This is a genomic window from Pseudomonas sp. WC1, assembly GCF_050586565.1.
Classification (GTDB): domain Bacteria; phylum Pseudomonadota; class Gammaproteobacteria; order Pseudomonadales; family Pseudomonadaceae; genus Aquipseudomonas.
In genome coordinates this window covers 21,936-36,743 of the sequence record NZ_JBOBDQ010000030.1, presented here as the reverse complement: position 1 = coordinate 36,743, position 14,808 = coordinate 21,936, and the positions used below count along the sequence as shown (strand labels likewise).

Genomic DNA, 14,808 nt, shown 5'->3' with positions numbered 1-14,808 from the left:
CGAACGGTCTTCCTTGTCGTGTTGTGCTTGTTATTGCGCCTGTGGTTTCCACTGGCCGCTTTCGACTGCGCCCACCAGCTTGTTGACAGCTTCGCGCATGGCCAGGTCGAGCACTTTGCCGTTGAGGGTCGAGTCGTAGCTGGCGGTGCCGCCGAAGCCGATGACTTCACGGTTGGACAGGGCGTATTCACCGGCGCCTTGGCTCGAATAGACCACTTCGGATGTGCTGATGTTGACGATGTTCAGGGCGACCTTGGCGTAGGCGATCTGGGTCTTGCCGCGGCCGAGGATGCCGAACAGCTGGTGATCGCCGACTTCCTTGCGGCCGAACTCGGTGACGTCGCCGGTCACCACGAAGTCGGCGCCCTTCAGGCGCTGGGCCTGGCCCTTGATGGCCGCTTCCTGCTGGATCTCGCCCATGTTGTCGCGGTCCAGCACGTTGAAACGGTTGGTCTGCTGCAGGTGGGTGATCAGGATGGTCTTGGCCTGGCCGCCGAGGCGGTCGACGCCGTCGGAGAAGATGCCGCGCATGTAGCTGGAGCGGTTGTCGAACTTGCCCACGGCGATCGGCGTGCGCACGCCGCTGTAGGGACGACTGACGCTTTCGACCTGTTGCACGGCAACAGCGGTGGAGGTTTCGGTGGCACAGCCGGCGATGGACCCGACAGCCAGGGCGGCTGCCAGCACGAGTCCTTGTGATGCGTATTTCACGCGTGTTCTCCAGGTAAATAGAAACTATTCGTAACGAGCAAGCATGCTGTCACGTTGTTTCGGCAGTCTACCGGGATTCTTGATAGTCAAACATCAAGGGTAATGGCTATAAGCCATCTTTTTGAGTGGGCGGGGATGGACGCATCGCGGGGCAGGCCTGCTCCCAGCTGGGAGCGGGCCTGCCCCGCGATAGGATTACAGCTGGATCAGCGTGGTTTGCGGTTGCTGATCAACGTGCCCACGCCGCTGTCGGTGAAGATCTCCAGCAGCACGGCATTCGGCACGCGACCGTCGATGATGTGCGAGCTGTTCACGCCACCCTGGACGGCATCCAGTGCGCACTTGATCTTCGGCAGCATGCCGCCGTAGATGGTGCCATCGGCGATCAGTTCGTTGACCTGCTCGGTGCTCAGCCCCGTGAGGACCTCGCCCTGCTTGTCCATCAGGCCGGCGATGTTGGTCAGCAGCATCAGCTTCTCGGCCTTCAGCGCCTCGGCCACCTTGCCGGCCACGAGGTCGGCGTTGATGTTGTACGACTCGCCGTTGGCGCCCACGCCGATCGGCGCGATCACCGGGATGAAGTCACCCTTGACCAGCATGTTCAGCAAGTCGGTGTTGACGCTGACGACCTCGCCGACATGGCCGATGTCGATGATTTCCGGGGTGGTCATCTCCGGCGTCTGGCGGGTGACGGTGAGTTTCTTGGCGCGGATCAGCTCAGCATCCTTGCCGGTCAGGCCGATGGCGCTGCCGCCGTGGCGGTTGATCAGGTTGACGATGTCCTTGTTCACCTGGCCGCCCAGGACCATCTCCACCACGTCCATGGTCGCCGCGTCGGTCACGCGCATGCCATCGATGAAGTGGCTGTCTATCGACAGGCGCTTGAGCAGGTCGCCGATCTGCGGGCCGCCACCGTGCACCACCACCGGGTTGATGCCCACGGCCTTCATCAGCACGATGTCACGGGCGAAGCCGGTCTTGAGCTCCTCGCTCTCCATCGCGTTGCCGCCGTACTTGATCACCAGGGTCTTGCCGACGAAGCGGCGGATGTAAGGCAGTGCTTCGGACAAAACCTCGGCTACATGGGAAGCGGCATCGCGATCGAGGGTCATGCAGGGCTCCAGGTAAGGAACGGATAGTCGTCAGAACGGCAGTTGCAGGCCTGGTTGGACCCGCAGCAGCTGCGTGCGGAATACAGCCTTGATTCGGTCGAGTTCTGCGGCGCTGTCGGCCTCGAAGCGCAGCACCAGCACCGGTGTGGTGTTGGAGGCGCGAACCAGGCCCCAGCCGTTGGGGTAGTCGACCCGCACACCGTCGATGGTGGTCAGGCTGGCTTCGCCCCAATCGGCGTCGCGTTGCAGTGCATCAATGATGCTGAATTTACCCTCGTCGGTCACATCAATGTTGATTTCCGGCGTGGAAATATCATTGGGGAACGCGGCGAACAGGCTTTCGGCGTCCTGCCCGGCCTTGCTGAGGATCTCCAGCAGGCGCGCGGCGCTGTAGATGCCGTCGTCGAAACCGTACCAGCGCTCCTTGATGAAGATGTGCCCGCTCATCTCGCCGGCCAGCAGCGAGCCGGTCTGTTTCATCTTCTTCTTGATCAGCGAGTGGCCGGTCTTCCACATCAGCGCGCGGCCACCGTGCTGTTCGATCAGCGGGGTCAGGCGGCGCGTGCATTTGACGTCGAAGATGATCTCGGCGCCCGGGTTGCGCGACAGCACGTCCTGGGCGAACAGCATCAGCAGGCGGTCGGGGTAGACGATGCTGCCGGTGTTGGTCACCACACCCACGCGGTCACCGTCGCCATCGAAGGCCAGGCCGATATCGGCGCCGGTCTCTTTCACCTTGGCGATCAGGTCCTCCAGGTTCTCGGGCTTGCCCGGATCCGGGTGGTGGTTGGGGAAGTTGCCGTCGACTTCGCAGAACAGTGGGATCACCTCACAGTTCAACGCTTCGATCAGTTGCGGAGCGACCACGCCGGCCGCGCCGTTGCCGCAGTCGACAACCACCTTCAGGCGCTTGGCCAGTTTCACATCGGCGACGATCTGCTGGAAGTAGCGTTCAAGGATCTCGACCTTTTCCACGCGGCCATCGCCACGGGTCAGGTCATTGGTCTTCAGGCGGGTCAGCAGGGCCTGGATCTGTTCATTGGCCAGGGTATCGCCGGCGATGACGATCTTGAAACCGTTGTAGTCCGAGGGGTTGTGGCTGCCGGTGAGCATCACGCCCGACTTGCCGGCCAGCACATTGGCGGCGTAGTACAACGCCGGGGTCGGCACCAGGCCGACGTCGCTGACCTGGCAACCGGCCTCGACCAGGCCCTTGATCAGTTGCTCGACCAGCATCGGGCCGGACAGGCGGCCATCGCGGCCGACCGAGATCTGTGGCTCGCCCTGGGCGAGGGTCTGGGCGCCAATGGCGCGGCCGATCCAGTAGGCGGTCTCGGCATGCAGGGTCTTGCCGACCACGCCGCGGATGTCATAGGCGCGGAAGATACTGTCGGGCAGTGCGGGGACCAGCTGGGCCATGTCGTTCATCTCTGGGGACTCCAAGTATTCAAAGGCTTCTGGGCAGGCACAAACTGAACGCTTGGACGTTGGTTTCGCCGCAGAGTTCGCCATCCATGGCCCGAACGGTCTGTCGTCGGCTCAGCGGGTGCCCGAATGGCCGAAGCCGCCGGCGCCACGCTGGGTTTCGTCGAACTGCTCGACGATATCGAAGTGCGCCTGCACCACCGGCACCAGGATCAGCTGCGCGATGCGCTCGCCGACGGTGATGGTGAACGGCGTGCTGCCGCGGTTCCAGCAGGACACCATCAGCTCGCCCTGGTAGTCGGAGTCGATCAGGCCGACCAGGTTGCCCAGTACGATGCCGTGCTTATGGCCCAGGCCTGAGCGCGGCAGGATCATGGCCGCCAGGCCCGGGTCGCCGATGTACACCGACAGGCCGGTGGGGATCAGCAGGGTCTGGCCTGGCTCGAGGACGGTGTCTTCTTTGAGCAGGGCGCGCAGGTCGAGGCCTGCCGAGCCTGGAGTGGCGTACTGCGGCAGGGGGAATTCGGTGCCCAGGCGAGGGTCGAGGATCTTGGCTTGAAGAGCGTGCATGTAACTTATTGAACCTGGTTGAGCCGTTCGGCGATGAAGGCGACCAGCTGACGGGCAATCTTGCCTTTGCTGGTCTGCGCGAAGAGGGTTTGATGCTGCTGCCGGTCTATCACGGTCAGGGCGTTTTCCTCGCTGTTGAAGCCGATGCTGGGGTTGGCCACATCATTGGCGACGATCAGGTCGAGGTTCTTGTCCTTGAGCTTGCGCGTGGCGTAGTCGAGCAGGTGCTCGGTCTCGGCGGCGAAACCGACGCTGAACGGGCGATCGGCGCGGCCGGCAATGGTCGCAAGGATATCGGGATTGCGCACCATCTGCAGCAGCATGCCGTCGCCGGTAGTGGGATCTTTCTTAAGTTTCTGTGAGGCGACGACCTCAGGGCGGTAGTCCGCGACCGCAGCCGAGGCGATGAACAGGTCGCAAGGCATGGCTGCTTCGCAGGCCGCGAGCATGTCCCGCGCGCTCACCACGTCGATGCGGCTGACCCGGTCGGGGGTCTGCAGGTGCACAGGTCCGGTGACGAGGGTCACCCGGGCCCCGGCTTCGGCGGCAGCCTCGGCCAGGGCGAAGCCCATCTTCCCTGAACTATGGTTGGTGATGTAACGCACCGGGTCGATGTTCTCTTGCGTAGGGCCGGCGGTGATCAGCACGTGCTTGCCGGTCAGGGCCTGGCGCTTGAAGCTTTCGGCGGCGCACCAGGCCAGGTCGGTGGCTTCGAGCATGCGGCCCAGGCCCACGTCGCCACAGGCCTGGCTGCCGGAGGCCGGGCCGAATACCTGGATGCCGCGGCTTTTCAGCAGCTCGAGGTTGGCCTGGGTCGCCGGGTCGCGCCACATGGCCTGGTTCATCGCCGGGGCGACGGCGACGGTGGCGTCGGTAGCCAGTACCAGGGTGGTCAGCAGGTCGTCGGCCATGCCCTGGGCCATGCGCGCCATCAGGTCGGCAGTGGCCGGGGCGATCAGCACCAGGTCGGCCCATTTGGCCAGCTCGATATGGCCCATGGCCGCTTCGGCCGCGGGGTCGAGCAGATCCAGATGGACCGGGTGGCCGGACAGCGCCTGCAGCGTGAGCGGGGTGATGAACTCGGCGCCACCACGGGTCATGACCACGCGCACCTGCGCGCCGTGTTCCAGGAGTCGGCGAATCAGCTCGGCGCTCTTGTAGGCGGCGATGCCGCCACCCACGCCGAGAACGATGCGCTTGCGATACAACCGCTGCATAGGCCTTGCCTTATTCCAGTGAAAGCGGGTGGCGACGACAGCTGCCTGCGGCAGATCGTCGCATTTTCGAAGCGAACTAGATTAACACAGCGCCCAAAGGGGCCGTAGTGGCAGGCGAGGAGGGGAAATGAACATCAGGGAGTGGCCGGCTGAAGAACGGCCGAGGGAGAAGTTGTTGCAGCGCGGGGCGGCGATCCTGTCGGATGCGGAATTGCTGGCGGTACTGCTGGGGTCTGGGGTTGCCGGACGCAATGTGCTCGACCTGGCGCGTGGGCTGCTGGCGAAGTTCGGCGGGCTCCGGCAGTTCCTCGAGGCGGATCGGGCCATGGTGCTGCGCGAGCCTGGCCTGGGGCCGGTGCGGTATGCGCAGTTGCAGGCATTGCTGGAAATAGGCAGGCGCTACCTGGATGAACACATCGAGCGTGCGTCGGTCCTGGAGAGCCCGACCTCGGTGAGGCGCTATCTCAAGTCCATGCTGCGGCACGAGTCCAGCGAGGTGTTCGGCTGCCTGTTCCTGGACACCAAGCATCGTCCGTTGGCGTTCGAGATACTGTTCCGTGGCACCATCGACCGCGCGAGTATCTACCCTCGCGAGGTCGTTCGGCGCTCATTGCTGCACAACGCGGCGGCCCTGATCCTCTGCCATAACCATCCGTCGGGCATTTGCGAGCCGAGCCAGGATGACGTGCACTTGACGCTGATGCTCAAGCGCTCGCTGGCGCTGATCGATGTGCGGGTTATGGACCACGTCATCGTGGGTGATGGCGAGCCGTTGTCGATGGTCGAGCATGGATGGCTGGTCGGTTAGGCAGCGCGGGGCAAGCTCGCTTTCACAATGACTGTGGGCTTGCCTCGCGATTGGGCGTCAGCGGTTGACTGAGACCTTGCTGAAATCCTGCCGCCCGAACGGGCTCACCTGGTAACCCTGTACGTCCTGGCGCAGCAGCGCGGCCGCCGTCGGGTGAGCCAGCGGCAGCCACAGCGCCTGTTGCTGAATCAGCGTCTGAGCCTGCTGGTACAGCCGGCTGCGCACGCTCTGGTCGTTGGTGGTGCGTCCGGCGTTGATCAGCTGGTCCAGGCGGCTGTCGCAGAACCGGGCGAAGTTGGTCCCGGACTTCACCGCAGCGCAGGCAAACTGCGGGCTGAGGAAGTTGTCCGGGTCGCCATTGTCACCCGCCCAGCCCATGAACAGCAGGTCGTGCTCGCCGGCCTTGGCGCGGCGGATCAGCTCGCCCCACTCGATGGTGCGGATCTCGGCCTTGATGCCGATTTTCGCAAGGTCGGCCTGCAGCATCTGTGCGCCCAGGCTGGGGTTGGGGTTGAGCAGGCTACCCGACGGGCGGGTCCAGATGTTGGTCTCGAATCCCTCGGCCAGGCCGGCCTTGGCCAGCAGTGCCTTGGCTTTCCTGTGGTCCATGGTGTAGCCGGGCAGGTCCTTGGCATAGCTCCAGGTATTGGGCGGATAGGGGCCGGTGGCGGCGGTGGCGGTGTCTTCGAACACGGCCTTGAGGTAGGCCGGTTTGTCGAAGGCCAGGTTGATGGCCTGGCGCACTTCAGGCTTGTCCAGTGGCGGGTGCTGGCTGTTGATGGCGACGAAGGCGGTCATGAATGCCGGGGTGGTGGCGACCTTGAGGTTGCCGTCCTTGCCGGCCTCGGCGATGTCCAGCGGCTTGGGCGACAGGGCCACCTGGCATTCGCCGCGCCTGATCTTTTGCAGGCGGACGTTGGCGTCCGGGGTGATGGCGTAGATCAGCGGGTCGATCGACGGCTTGCCGGCGAAATAGTCAGGATTGGCGCGGTAGCGCACCACGGCGTCTTTCTGGAAACGCTGGAAGACGAACGGGCCGGTGCCCACTGGCTGGTTGTTGAGTTTCTCGGGGGTGCCGGCCTTGAGCAGCTTGTCGGCATACTCGGCGGAGTAGATCGAGGCAAAGCCCATGCTCAGGGTGGCCAGGAAAGTGGCGTCGGCGTGGGTCAGGGTGAAGCGCACGGTGTGCGGCTCGGGTGCGTCGATGGCCTTGATCAGGCTGCCCAGTTGCAGAGATTGGGCATGCGGGTAGCCGCCCGGGGCGGTCTTGTGCCAGGCGTGGGCCGGGTAGAGCATGCGTTGTAAGCTGAACAGCACGTCGTCGGCGTCCAGTTCGCGGGTCGGCTTGAAGTAAGCGGTGGTGTGAAACTTCACGTCCGGGCGCAGCTTGAAGTCGTAGACCAGGCCGTCAGGCGACACCGTCCAGCTTTGCGCCAGGCTCGGCACCACCTTGCCCTCGGCGGCGTCGAACTCGACCAGGCGGTTCATCAGCACGTCGGCCGAGGCGTTGGTGGTGGTCAGCGAGTTGTACTGCACCACGTCGAAGCCTTCGGGGCTGGCTTCGGTGCACACCGACAGTGCTGCGGCCTGGGCAAAGCCCGCGGCGCACAGGGTGGTGAACAGGAGGGAAAGGGCGGCGGCACGCATGGTGACTCCTTGGCTGGTCGGTGGCCCATCTGCCGGTGCAGTCTGGAAAATTGAGGAAATGTCCTACCCTAGTGCGGGCATGGGCAAATGACCACACCCTTTCGCATTAATTCGGCGACGGGCGGTCGACAGCTTGCCGCCCCAGTCGTTATGCTGCCCAGGCGCGCTCGGCCCGACCGGAACTCTCATATTCTGTTGTTGTGGCGGAGTCTTTCTGGTATAAAGCAGCGCTCTTTTCTAGGGGCTCGGTCTGTCGCGTAAGCGCACCCGGCCGATAAGACCCCCGGGAACACGGCGCCTTGGCGCCATTGACTGAGAGATTAAGCGGCCAACCCATGCCGGGTTGGGCATGTGGTTTTAGAGGGCTGAGGCATGTCGAGAGTCTGTCAAGTTACCGGTAAGGGTCCGGTAACTGGGAACAATATTTCCCACGCAAACAACAAAACCCGTCGTCGTTTCCTGCCGAACCTGCAGCACCACCGTTTCTGGGTTGAGTCCGAGAAGCGCTTCGTGCGTCTGCGCGTTTCCGCCAAAGGCATGCGTATCATCGACAAGCGCGGCATTGATGCCGTTCTGGTCGACATCCGTCGCGCTGGCGCCAAGGTTTAAAGGAGAACATCATGCGTGAATTGATCCGTCTGGTTTCGAGTGCCGGTACCGGCCACTTCTACACCACCGACAAGAACAAGCGCACCACTCCGGACAAGATCGAGATCAAGAAGTACGATCCGGTCGTCCGCAAGCACGTGGTGTACAAGGAAGCCAAGATCAAGTAATTGATCGGCAACCTGAAAAAACCCGCAACCGCAAGGTGGCGGGTTTTTTTATGTCTCCAGCAAAGTCATCGCGGGGCCTGCATGAAGCCGGGTCCCGCGATCGGGTTCATTTCTGCTCGAACATCACATAGATCTTGCGGCACGGCTCCAGCACTTCCCAGGTGCCCTTGAAGCCTGCGGGGATCACAAAGCGATCGCCGGCACGCAAGGTCTTGGCGCCACCGTCCTGGTCGCGCAGCACCGACACACCCTGGACGATCTCGCAGTACTCGTGCTCGGTGTAGTTCACCGTCCACTGGCCCACCTCGCCCTCCCAGACGCCCGCGGCGAATTGCCCGCACGGGCTGGCGTAGTGGTTGTAGACAGCCTGGTCAGGCTCGCCCTTGAGGATTTTCTCCGCCGCCGGGCGGTAGCGTTCGGCTTCGGTCAGAACCTGAGCAAAGTCGACGATGCTGGTGATACTCATGGTGGTTACCCTGTTGTTGTTTAATAAAATGAACATCAGTAGGCATTTGAGCCGTTGGTGTCAAATATATTGATAGTTTCCCCGCCCTGGTTTAGGGTGGCAGGTGCCCGTGTGCGTCGTCACCCGGCCAGAATTTCTGACAGCGCCCGTGAGTCCTCAGTGCGGCGTTGCACCTTAACAAGAGAGGAGTTTCCTATGACCACCCTGACTCGTGCGGACTGGGAACAGCGTGCCCAGCAACTGAAGATCGAAGGTCGCGCCTTCATCAACGGCGAATACACCGATGCCGCATCCGGTGAAACCTTCGACTGCCTGAGCCCGGTGGACGGACGCTTCCTGGCCAAGGTCGCCAGCTGCGACCTGGCCGACGCCAACCGCGCTGTCGACAACGCCCGCGCCGTGTTCGAATCCGGCGCCTGGTCTCGCCTGGCCCCCGCCAAGCGCAAGGCCAAGCTGATCCGCTTCGCCGACTTGCTGCGCAAGAACGTCGAGGAACTGGCCCTGCTCGAAACCCTCGACATGGGCAAGCCGATCGGTGACTCCTCCAGCATCGATATCCCGGGGGCGGCCAACGCCATCCACTGGACCGCCGAAGCCATCGACAAAGTCTACGACGAAGTCGCGCCGACCCCGCACGACCAGCTCGGCCTGGTGACCCGCGAGCCAGTGGGTGTGGTCGGTGCCATCGTACCGTGGAACTTCCCGCTGCTGATGGCATGCTGGAAGCTGGGCCCTGCCTTGGCCACCGGTAACTCCATCGTGCTCAAACCGTCCGAAAAGTCGCCGCTGACCGCGATCCGCATCGCCCAGCTGGCCATCGAGGCCGGTATTCCGGCTGGCGTGCTGAACGTGCTGCCAGGCTACGGCCACACCGTGGGCAAGGCCCTGGCCCTGCACATGGACGTCGACACCCTGGTGTTCACCGGCTCGACCAAGATCGCCAAGCAGCTGATGGTCTATGCCGGTGAGTCGAACATGAAGCGTGTCTGGCTGGAAGCCGGTGGCAAGAGCCCGAACATCGTCTTCGCCGACGCCCCTGACCTGCAGGCCGCCGCCGAGGCTGCCGCCAGCGCCATCGCCTTCAACCAGGGCGAAGTCTGCACCGCAGGTTCCCGCCTGTTGGTCGAGCGCTCGATCAAGGACAAGTTCCTGCCCATGGTGGTCGAGGCCCTCAAGGCCTGGAAACCGGGCAACCCGCTGGACCCGGCGACCACCGTCGGCGCACTGGTCGACACCCAGCAGATGAACACCGTGCTGTCCTACATCGAGGCCGGCCATCAGGATGGCGCCAAGCTGCTGGCCGGTGGCAAGCGTACCCTCGAGGAGAGCGGCGGCACCTACGTCGAGCCGACCATCTTCGACGGCGTGACCAACGCCATGAAGATCGCCAAGGAAGAGATCTTCGGCCCGGTACTGTCGGTGATCACCTTCGATACCGCCGAAGAGGCCGTGGCCATCGCCAACGACACGCCATACGGCCTGGCGGCAGGCATCTGGACCTCGGACATCTCCAAGGCACACAAGACTGCTCGCGCCGTGCGCGCCGGCAGTGTCTGGGTCAACCAGTACGACGGTGGCGACATGACCGCGCCGTTCGGTGGCTTCAAGCAGTCGGGCAACGGCCGTGACAAGTCGCTGCACGCGCTGGAGAAGTACACCGAGCTGAAGGCGACCTGGATCAAGCTGTGATCCAGTAACGTCTCATCGCGGTACTCGTGGGAGCGGGCTTGCCCCGCGATGAGCCGCAGACAGCCGGGCCGGTTCACGCCGTCCCGGCTTTGTCGTCTCTGTCATACACGATTTGCGCTGAAAGGAGGCTGTGATGCGTTGGGGAACCTACTTTGCCGTCCTCGCGTCGGTGCTCAGTGTCGGGCTTGCGCTCGGCGTGAGCATGCCGCTGGTCTCCCTGCGCCTGGAGGGCTGGGGCTACGGTGGGTTCGCCATCGGTGTGATGGCGGCGATGCCGGCCCTCGGAGTATTGGTCGGTGCCAGCCTGGCCAGCCGTCTTGCCGGCTGGGTCGGCGTGCCCATGGCCATGCGCCTGTGCCTGTGGGGTGGGGCGCTGTCGATCGGCCTGGTGGCGGTGCTGCCCAGCTATGCCCTGTGGCTGGTGCTGCGTTTGATGATCGGTATGTCGCTGACGGTGGTGTTCATCCTTGGTGAGAGCTGGATCAACCAGTTGGTGGTCGAACAGTGGCGTGGCCGGTTGGTGGCGCTGTATGGCAGCAGCTATGCGCTGAGCCAGTTGGCCGGGCCGCTGGTGCTGGGTTTTCTGGGTTCGGACGACGATTTCGGTTTCTGGGCCGCGACCGGGTTATTGCTGGTCGCGCCGCTGATCCTGCTGGGGCGCGGCGGTGCACCGACCACCGAGGCGTGCAGCGTCACCTTCGCCGACCTGTTCGGCTTCTGTCGGCGTCTGCCGGTGATCGCCTGGGCCATCGCGCTGTTCGCGGCATTCGAGGCGATGATCCTGACGTTGCTGCCGGTGTACTGCCTGCAGCAAGGGTTCACCACGGAGGTGGCGTTGTTCATGGTCAGCACCGTGGTGGTGGGTGATGCGGTGTTGCAATTGCCGATTGGCGCCTTGGCCGACCGCATGTCGCGGCGCACGTTGTTCAGCGGTTGTGCACTGACCTTGATGGTGTCCAGCCTGGCGATTCCCCTGCTGTTGCACACACCTGTGATCTGGCCGCTGTGGGTGCTGTTCGGTGCCAGTGCGGGTGGGTTGTTCACCTTGTCGCTGGTGCTGATCGGCGAGCGCTACCGGGATGACGAACTGGTGCGGGCCAATGCTCATGTGGCGCAGCTGTGGGGTATCGGTTGCCTGCTCGGACCTTTGCTGGCCGGGGCGGGAAGCCAGTGGATCAGCGGGCATGCGCTGCCGTTGCTGATGGCAGTGGGCGCGGCGGGGTTGGTGCTGCTGACGCGGCGGCGAGATGCCTTCGAGCCGGCTTCTGCCTGACCGATTGCAATCGCGGGCTTGCCCGCGATGCGTTCTACAACATCTTCTCCAACCCGACCGCCTTGCTGATCCAGGCATTGAAGCGTCGCCATATCCCCCCGGGCTCGGTCACCAACATGTGCCGCTGGCCGTTGTCCTCGGTCGCCCAGACCATCCTCCCGTCCACCAGCTTCACCTGGTAACTCAGCGCTGGAGCCATGCCTTGTAGCGCCAGTTCGCGGGTGTACTCGGCCAGCTCAGGGCTGTCCACCATCACGCCCACTTCGGTGTTCCACAGCACGGAACGCGGGTCGAAGTTGAACGAGCCGATGAAGGTCTTGCTTCGGTCGAACACCATCGCCTTGCTGTGCAGGCTCGAATCGGAGCTGCCGTGGAAACCCAGCCGTGGTCGTGGATCGCCGGGCTGGCGGCGCAACTCGTACAGCTGCACGCCATGCTCCACCAAGGCCCGGCGATAAGGCGCATAGCCGCCATGGACCGCTGGCACGTCGGTCGCTTCCAGCGAGTTGGTCAGGAGCTTGACCGAGGTGCCGGCGTCGGCGCGACTGGTCAGGTACAGCAGGCCAGGCTCGCCGGGTACGAAGTAGGCGGACACCAGGATCAATTCCTTGTGCACGCGGTTCAGGTCGGGGGCCAGTTGCTGGGTCATCAGCAGTTGCGGGTCCGGCTCGCCGTCTGCCAGGACTTTGTTCGGCGCGTCCCACAAAGCCTGGCTGTGGGCCCAGATCAGCTCATTGCGCCACACATCCAGGCGCGGCTGCGACTGATAGGCCATCAAGCGGTCGTACAGGGCCTTGCGCTTGGTCCGTGCTTCGGCCAGGGACACCTCCAGGCGCTGACGGCTGCTGAACAGGTCGTCGGCGTCGGGTTGGCGCCAGAGGAAGTCGCCGATCGGGCGGCTCAAGGCGCTGTTCCAGTACTGGTCGAAGCTGTGTCCGAGTTGTTCGGCCACAGGCCCCACACCCAGCAGGTCGATGTCGGTGAAGTTGAGGTTGGGTTCGGCGTCGAAGTACTCGTCGCCCAGGTTGCGGCCGCCGACTATGGCCATGCTGTTGTCCACCAGGAACAGCTTGTTGTGCATGCGCCGATGCTGGCGTGACAGGTTGAACAGCCGGCCGACGGCCCGGGTCGCCCCGGTACTGCGTCCCAGGTGCAGCGGGTTGAACACTCGGATGTGAATGTTCGGATGGGCGGCGAGGGTGCCCATGAGGTTGTCGAGACCATCGCTAGTGGTGTCGTCGAGCAGGATGCGTACCCGTACGCCGCGGTCGGCGGCACGCAGCAGTTCATGGACCAGGGCGCGGGTGCTGAGACCATCGTGGACGATGTAGTACTGCAGGTCGATGCTTGCCTGGGCGTTGCGGATCAGCTCCGCGCGGGCGCGGAATGCCTCGTTGCTGTTGGGCAGCAGGCGAAAGCCCGAGCGTCCCTCGTAGGGCGCGGCCTGGCGCTGCACCGAGCGGCCGAAGGCCGAGTCGGCCGCCGGTAGCGCCTGGCTGACTTCACGTGGTGTACCGACACTGGCGCAGCCCGACAGGCCGAGCAGCAGCACCAGCAGCAGGGGCAGGGCATGCTGGAGTCTCAAGGGTGGATCGTCCTGTGCGGCAAGGGCTTATGAAGTTGGACCGTGGCAGGCGGCGCAAAGTTACCCGCCAGGGTGTTCGGCATCCAGTAGACGAAGGGCGGTTTCACCGACTTTGCGCACGGCGGCTTCGATCTGCTCCGTAGGCCGGGCGGCGAAGTTCATGCGCAGGCAGTTACGGTACTTGCCCGAGGCCGAGAATATGCTGCCCACCGCGATCTGCACGCCTTGCTCCAGTAAAGCGCGGTTCAGGCGCAGCGTATCGAAACTTTCCGGCAGCTCAACCCACAGCATGAAGCCACCTTGTGGGCGGCTGGCCCGGGTGCCTGTCGGGAAGAAGCGGGTCACCCAGTCGCACATCTGGTCGCGGCCGCGCTGGTACTGGCTGCGCATGCGCCGCAGGTGCGGCTGGTAGTGACCTTCGGCGATGAAGTCGGCGATCGCCAGTTGCGGCTGGCAAGCGGTACTGCCGGTGCTGATGTACTTCATGTGCAGCACCCGTTCCAGGTAGCGCCCCGGAGCAACCCAGCCAATCCGCAGGCCTGGCGCCAGGGTCTTGGAAAACGAGCTGCAGAGCAGCACGCGGCCATCGTCGTCGAACGACTTGATGGTGCGCGGGCGCGGGTAGGTGTATGCCAGGTCGCCATACACGTCGTCCTCGAGGATCGCCACGTCGTAGCGCTGGGCCAGGGTGAGCAGCGCCTTCTTGCGCGTCTCGGGCATGATGTAGCCCATGGGGTTGTTGCAGTTGGGGGTGATCTGGATGAGCTTGATCGGCCATTGTTCGAGGGCCAGTTCGAGGGCTTCCAGGCTGATGCCGGTGATGGGGTCGGTGGGGATTTCCAGGGCCTTCATGCCCAGGCCTTTGAGCGTCTGCATGGCGCCGTGGAAGCTGGGTGAATCGACCGCGACGATGTCACCGGGTTCGCATACCGCGCGAATACTGCACGACAGCGCCTCGTGGCAGCCGGTGGTCACCACCAGGTCGGCCGGGCCCAGGCGGCAGCCGGAGTCGAGCATCAGCCGGGCGATCTGCTCGCGCAGCAGGGCGTTGCCGTGGATGTTGTCATAGTACAGGCCGGGCATGTCCATGCGCCGGCTGATCTGCGCCAGGCTGCGCAACAGTGGCTTGAGCGTGGGACTGTCGACGTCGGGCATGCCACGGCCGAGCTGGATCACGTCCGGGCGCGGGGTGGCGCGCACCAGCTCCAGCACTTGCTCCCACTGGGAGATATCCACAGGACGCTGGGCTGGGCGGCTGATGGCTGGCAGGGCTGGTAGCTGGCGGTCCTCGGCGACGAAGTAGCCGGACTTGGGGCGCGGCGAGACCAGGCCGTTGTCCTCCAGAAGGCGGTAAGCCTGCTGCACGGTGCTCAGGCTGACGCCGTGCTCCACGCTCAGGGCGCGCACTGACGGCAGGCGCTGGCCGGGGCGATACAGGCCCTGCTCAATGCGTGAACCGAGCAGTTCGGCGAGGTTGAAATAGAGGGTCACTGCATACTCCTGCTCAGCTGATGACCAAGGACCGGTAC

At 64.1% G+C, this 14,808-nt stretch carries 13 protein-coding genes and 1 pseudogene; 5 read left to right on the top strand and 9 right to left on the bottom strand.

Translation table 11 applies throughout. The features are described from left to right. Positions 1 to 30 precede the first annotated feature (30 nt). From ACQ4OD_RS15100 to coaBC, 5 genes and pseudogenes are all read right to left on the bottom strand, one after another. Positions 31 to 711 (bottom strand): CsgG/HfaB family protein, encoded by a 681-nt coding sequence (locus ACQ4OD_RS15100; protein ID WP_102684804.1) that lies wholly within the window; start codon positions 709 to 711, stop codon positions 31 to 33. A gap of 206 nt (positions 712 to 917) precedes the next feature. Then, on the bottom strand, positions 918 to 1,823 hold the full coding sequence (gene argB / locus ACQ4OD_RS15095; RefSeq protein ID WP_023629901.1) for an acetylglutamate kinase: 906 nt from the start codon (positions 1,821 to 1,823) through the stop codon (positions 918 to 920). Positions 1,824 to 1,853: 30 nt separating this feature from the next. Further along, positions 1,854 to 3,227, bottom strand: a pseudogene (locus tag ACQ4OD_RS15090) (phosphomannomutase/phosphoglucomutase); the annotation flags it as partial. Positions 3,228 to 3,362: 135 nt separating this feature from the next. Further along, positions 3,363 to 3,818 (bottom strand): dUTP diphosphatase, encoded by a 456-nt coding sequence (gene dut, locus ACQ4OD_RS15085; RefSeq protein WP_102684802.1) that lies wholly within the window; start codon positions 3,816 to 3,818, stop codon positions 3,363 to 3,365. A gap of 5 nt (positions 3,819 to 3,823) precedes the next feature. Further along, positions 3,824 to 5,035, bottom strand: coding sequence for a bifunctional phosphopantothenoylcysteine decarboxylase/phosphopantothenate--cysteine ligase CoaBC (gene coaBC, locus ACQ4OD_RS15080; protein ID WP_102684801.1), 1,212 nt, complete (start codon positions 5,033 to 5,035; stop codon positions 3,824 to 3,826). 127 nt (positions 5,036 to 5,162) lie between these two features. Here coaBC and radC point away from each other — a divergent pair, with 127 nt between their 5' ends. After that, positions 5,163 to 5,843: a RadC family protein gene (radC, locus tag ACQ4OD_RS15075; protein WP_198755108.1), complete on the top strand. Its 681-nt coding sequence runs from the start codon at positions 5,163 to 5,165 to the stop codon at positions 5,841 to 5,843. 57 nt (positions 5,844 to 5,900) lie between these two features. Here the strand turns inward: radC and ACQ4OD_RS15070 are convergent, their stop codons facing one another. Next, on the bottom strand, positions 5,901 to 7,490 hold the full coding sequence (locus ACQ4OD_RS15070; RefSeq protein WP_430944520.1) for an ABC transporter substrate-binding protein: 1,590 nt from the start codon (positions 7,488 to 7,490) through the stop codon (positions 5,901 to 5,903). Between the two features lie 372 nt (positions 7,491 to 7,862). On the opposite strand from ACQ4OD_RS15070, the gene rpmB reads away from it, so the two are divergent. Both rpmB and rpmG read left to right on the top strand, forming a co-directional pair. After that, entirely contained in the window at positions 7,863 to 8,099 is a 237-nt protein-coding gene (rpmB, locus tag ACQ4OD_RS15065) for a 50S ribosomal protein L28 (RefSeq protein ID WP_023629974.1), read from the top strand. Between the two features lie 11 nt (positions 8,100 to 8,110). After that, positions 8,111 to 8,266, top strand: coding sequence for a 50S ribosomal protein L33 (rpmG, locus tag ACQ4OD_RS15060; RefSeq protein WP_003253507.1), 156 nt, complete (start codon positions 8,111 to 8,113; stop codon positions 8,264 to 8,266). 106 nt (positions 8,267 to 8,372) lie between these two features. Here rpmG and ACQ4OD_RS15055 read toward each other — a convergent pair whose 3' ends face one another. Continuing rightward, a complete protein-coding gene (locus ACQ4OD_RS15055) occupies positions 8,373 to 8,732 on the bottom strand; it encodes a cupin domain-containing protein (protein ID WP_046857580.1) in 360 nt (119 codons plus the stop codon). 195 nt (positions 8,733 to 8,927) lie between these two features. On the opposite strand from ACQ4OD_RS15055, the gene ACQ4OD_RS15050 reads away from it, so the two are divergent. Together ACQ4OD_RS15050 and ACQ4OD_RS15045 are read left to right on the top strand one after the other, a co-directional pair. Continuing rightward, on the top strand, positions 8,928 to 10,421 hold the full coding sequence (locus ACQ4OD_RS15050; RefSeq protein ID WP_139674880.1) for an aldehyde dehydrogenase: 1,494 nt from the start codon (positions 8,928 to 8,930) through the stop codon (positions 10,419 to 10,421). A 133-nt stretch (positions 10,422 to 10,554) separates the two neighbouring features. Further along, the gene (locus ACQ4OD_RS15045) at positions 10,555 to 11,694 is read left to right on the top strand and encodes an MFS transporter (protein ID WP_102684797.1); all 1,140 of its coding nucleotides are present in this window, start codon (positions 10,555 to 10,557) and stop codon (positions 11,692 to 11,694) included. Positions 11,695 to 11,728: 34 nt separating this feature from the next. Here the strand turns inward: ACQ4OD_RS15045 and ACQ4OD_RS15040 are convergent, their stop codons facing one another. Both ACQ4OD_RS15040 and ACQ4OD_RS15035 read right to left on the bottom strand, forming a co-directional pair. Further along, on the bottom strand, positions 11,729 to 13,279 hold the full coding sequence (locus tag ACQ4OD_RS15040; protein ID WP_430944519.1) for a phospholipase D family protein: 1,551 nt from the start codon (positions 13,277 to 13,279) through the stop codon (positions 11,729 to 11,731). 60 nt (positions 13,280 to 13,339) lie between these two features. Further along, on the bottom strand, positions 13,340 to 14,770 hold the full coding sequence (locus tag ACQ4OD_RS15035) for a PLP-dependent aminotransferase family protein (RefSeq protein ID WP_430944518.1): 1,431 nt from the start codon (positions 14,768 to 14,770) through the stop codon (positions 13,340 to 13,342). Between the last annotated feature and the right edge of the window lie 38 nt (positions 14,771 to 14,808).

What these genes read in the sequence shown, in the direction of transcription:
- argB (WP_023629901.1), bottom strand. Translation starts at nt 1,823, where the DNA reads ATGACCCTCGATCGCGATGCCGCTTCCCATGTAGCCGAGGTTTTGTCC.
- dut (WP_102684802.1), bottom strand. Translation starts at nt 3,818, where the DNA reads ATGCACGCTCTTCAAGCCAAGATCCTCGACCCTCGCCTGGGCACCGAA.
- coaBC (WP_102684801.1), bottom strand. Translation starts at nt 5,035, where the DNA reads ATGCAGCGGTTGTATCGCAAGCGCATCGTTCTCGGCGTGGGTGGCGGC.
- radC (WP_198755108.1), top strand. Translation starts at nt 5,163, where the DNA reads ATGAACATCAGGGAGTGGCCGGCTGAAGAACGGCCGAGGGAGAAGTTG.
- ACQ4OD_RS15070 (WP_430944520.1), bottom strand. Translation starts at nt 7,490, where the DNA reads ATGCGTGCCGCCGCCCTTTCCCTCCTGTTCACCACCCTGTGCGCCGCG.
- rpmB (WP_023629974.1), top strand. Translation starts at nt 7,863, where the DNA reads ATGTCGAGAGTCTGTCAAGTTACCGGTAAGGGTCCGGTAACTGGGAAC.
- rpmG (WP_003253507.1), top strand. Translation starts at nt 8,111, where the DNA reads ATGCGTGAATTGATCCGTCTGGTTTCGAGTGCCGGTACCGGCCACTTC.
- ACQ4OD_RS15055 (WP_046857580.1), bottom strand. Translation starts at nt 8,732, where the DNA reads ATGAGTATCACCAGCATCGTCGACTTTGCTCAGGTTCTGACCGAAGCC.
- ACQ4OD_RS15050 (WP_139674880.1), top strand. Translation starts at nt 8,928, where the DNA reads ATGACCACCCTGACTCGTGCGGACTGGGAACAGCGTGCCCAGCAACTG.
- ACQ4OD_RS15045 (WP_102684797.1), top strand. Translation starts at nt 10,555, where the DNA reads ATGCGTTGGGGAACCTACTTTGCCGTCCTCGCGTCGGTGCTCAGTGTC.